Here is a 3134-nt window from a genome sequence, read left to right on the forward strand (position 1 = left end):
AACATTTGATACATTTCCGCCTGAGACAACAAATAGGAGCAGCAAGGGATAAATATCTAATGCGAGATTGCTCCAAAACGCTTTTTTTGACAGCTCGCGAAAGCGCACTAGATGACACAAAAATAAAATCACAGACAACATCGTTCCGATGATAAAAATCGTGAGTACAAACCAAAAAATGGCAGGAAACAGAACAAATCTGTCACTGTTGGATATGCTAGGTGCTGCATGAACGAAAAATATGATACATATCATGCATAGGATAAGTGCACAGGATGTCATGATATGTATACAGCGAGAAAATATAGAAGATTTTATCATTGAGTGCCTCCTAATTCGAGAATATCTACTGGAAGTATACTTGTGCTATAGATAAAAAACAAGACAGGAAAATAAATCTTTAGAAAATCTTAATATATAGGATTAAGGCAAAAAAGCACCGCCGATTTTCGGCGGTGCAACAGAATCAAAACATTACAAATGATAGACGTGTTTGGCGGTCTGATAAAAGACCTTTTCGTGGTGCTTTTCCGGAATCAAGCGCTGCATGAAGTGAATATACTGCTCCATATTGACAAGAGGCCAGTCAGTGCCGTACATCACTTTTTCATATCCGCCAGCATAGCCCAGCCACGTGCGGAGCAGAGAAAAATATCCGCTGTTTTCTTCAAACAGCTCATCCAGATCAAACAATCCTTCGAGCAAACCGGACAGATCGGCAAAAACATTGGCATTTTTCTCTAGGACAGCGGCAGCATCCGGCAGCCACGGATTGCCGAAATGACACATGACAAATCGCGTCTTGGGGAATTGTGCGGCAGCGTCATCCACAGTGAGCGGGTGGCAGTATTTCAAAAATCCCATGCCGTTAGCAGTCGAACCGGTGTGAATGGCAACCGGTTTGTCGTACTGGGCTGCCAGTTCATACAACGGGAAAAACCGTTCGTCTCCGACATACACGTGATTATATCCCGGATACAGCTTGACACCGACACAGCTTTCACGCTGCAAATTCTGCTCCAACAAGTCGAGAATATGGGCATCCGGCAGTGCTTCCATGATCTGATTGTCCAGTCCGATACAATATCGCAGAAAATCGGGGTATTGGTGGCATTCCGGACGAATGCTGCCATTTCCCATGACAATCGCCCGCTCGATATTTAAACGGGCAAATTCTTCCTGTAAGTGCTGTTCCGTATATTGATGTCCAACTTGTTCGGCCATGGGCGCAAAGCCCGCTATGGCTTTACTAAAATGAAGATGCGCATCAATAATTTTCATAAAGATTCCCCCGTTCCTTAGAAGATAAATTTATGATACTGTATTTTTCGTACTTGGTCAAGCGGTACAGTAGGAGAGAAATATGCCGAAATTGTATCGGTAAACCCAAAGAAAGAGAAAAAATGCATGGTAAATCAGGGAAAACATTGTCAAAATCTGGTTGACGATACCTGTGATACGCGGTATAATTTTTCCAATAGAAGTTTGCATCGATAAGACAGATGACAAGGAGGTATACCATGGCACTGACGGCGAAACAAGAAGACAAGTTCTTGCATTCCAGCTTGTTTTCCGGATGTGATATAAAAGGCTTTCATGGGCTGACACAGATCATGATGCCGTTCAGCCTGCTGAAAGGAGAAAATCTCCAAGAATTGCAGGAGCGGGAGACCATGGGATTTCTGCTGTCTGGAAAGCTCGAAGTTTCCAATTTACATGGGGTGTTATATTACAATATATGCCCCGGTGAATTCATTGGCGTAGAAGATTTGTTTTCTGAGATTCTTCCGGTCGTAGAATATTGCGTAAAAGCAAAGACGAACAGTGTCTTGACGTTTTTGAAAAAACAGCAGCTGCGTGATTTGCTGGAAGAAAATACACAAATTCGAGAGAATTATCTGACCATGCTGGCAGATCAGGTGCATCATTCGGTCAATCGCTTGCAGCAGTTCACGGCGCCGACGCCGGGCATTGCACTGGGCATGTATCTGATGCAGCATGAGGAGCAGGGAATGGTGCGGCTGATAGACGGCTTTGCCGGACTGGCGCGGCGGCTTAATGTCAGCCGTGCGACGCTGTATCGCTCTTTGGCAGAGCTGGAAGGCTTGCAGCTCATTTCTCATATGGAAAAGACCATTACTATCTTAGATGCCAAACGCCTGCATGGATATGTTCATATGCAGTCTGATATAGCCGCTCTTTTGGATTGAAGAGCAAACAAACAGCGCAGATCACGTGATCTGCGCTGTTTGTTTAAACGAGAGATGAGGCGGCAAATACCATCTGCACATGTGAAAGATGATTGAAGATGTGTATAGAGGAATAGATTTGTTTTTCGTGATACGAAGGTTCCCGCTGCGTGTGACGAAACAGCGGAAAAGGAGGTGCAGATGCGGTCTGCGGCTCATGCTCTGGTATGCTGGAATAAAAAAGAGCGTCGCAGAATTCATTCTGCAACGCCCTTGTTAGCATGTGTTTAGTATAGTGGATTTTCATCATATTGTCAATGAAAAAGTGTACAAAATTCGGTAAAAACAAGGGGAATTTCTCGTTTTTAGAAATATTTAAGTAGAATCTACTTAAATAGAGTAATAGGGGTGATGCATTATAGAATAATGCAGATCAGCCCGCCGGAACCTTCGTTGATGATGCGCTCTAGTGTTTCCTGCAGCTTGCTGCGGGCTTCTTCCGGCATACGAGCGAGCTTGGTGTTCATGCCTTCGCTGACCAGCTCGTTGAGAGACTTGCCAAAGATATTGGTTTGCCAAATGCGTTCCGGCTCTCCGTTAAATTCCGACATCAGATAGGCAACGAGATCCGCGGACTGCTTTTCCGATCCGACAATGGGCGAGACCTCGGTTTGAATGTCTGCGCGAATCATGTGAATGGACGGCGCGGATGCGGTCAGGCGCACACCGTATCGTCCACCCTGTCGGACAATCTCCGGCTCATCCAAGGTCAGCTCGTCAATCGTCGGCATGACAATGCCGTAGCCGGTCTGCTGCACTTGCTGTAGGGCACCGTCAAACCGCTGATATTCTTTTTGCACGGCGGCGAGCTTGGTGAGCAGAGGAATGAGATCCTGTTCTCCGTGAATAGCCAAACCGGACTGCTCCCCAGCGATCTGATAGAAA

Annotated in this window: 3 protein-coding genes; 1 reads left to right on the forward strand and 2 read right to left on the reverse strand. The window is 45.6% G+C overall.

Features of this window, described 5'->3' with window-relative positions; translation table 11 throughout:
- Positions 1-474 precede the first annotated feature (474 nt).
- Positions 475-1281, reverse strand: a complete 807-nt coding sequence (locus ACR0P9_RS09905; RefSeq protein WP_432619707.1) for an amidohydrolase family protein — start codon at positions 1279-1281, stop codon at positions 475-477.
- 239 nt (positions 1282-1520) lie between these two features.
- Between ACR0P9_RS09905 and ACR0P9_RS09910 the strand changes: the two genes are divergently transcribed.
- Complete coding sequence (locus ACR0P9_RS09910; RefSeq protein WP_432619709.1) at positions 1521-2210, forward strand: Crp/Fnr family transcriptional regulator; 690 nt, start codon at positions 1521-1523, stop codon at positions 2208-2210.
- 395 nt (positions 2211-2605) lie between these two features.
- On the opposite strand, the gene ACR0P9_RS09915 is transcribed toward ACR0P9_RS09910, so the two are convergent.
- Positions 2606-3134: stage IV sporulation protein A (locus tag ACR0P9_RS09915; protein ID WP_432619711.1), on the reverse strand; the 529-nt coding region annotated here is incomplete at its 5' end.

Origin of the sequence: Butyricicoccus sp. (assembly GCF_050872565.1) — a bacterium.
GTDB lineage: Bacteria > Bacillota > Clostridia > Oscillospirales > Butyricicoccaceae > Butyricicoccus_A.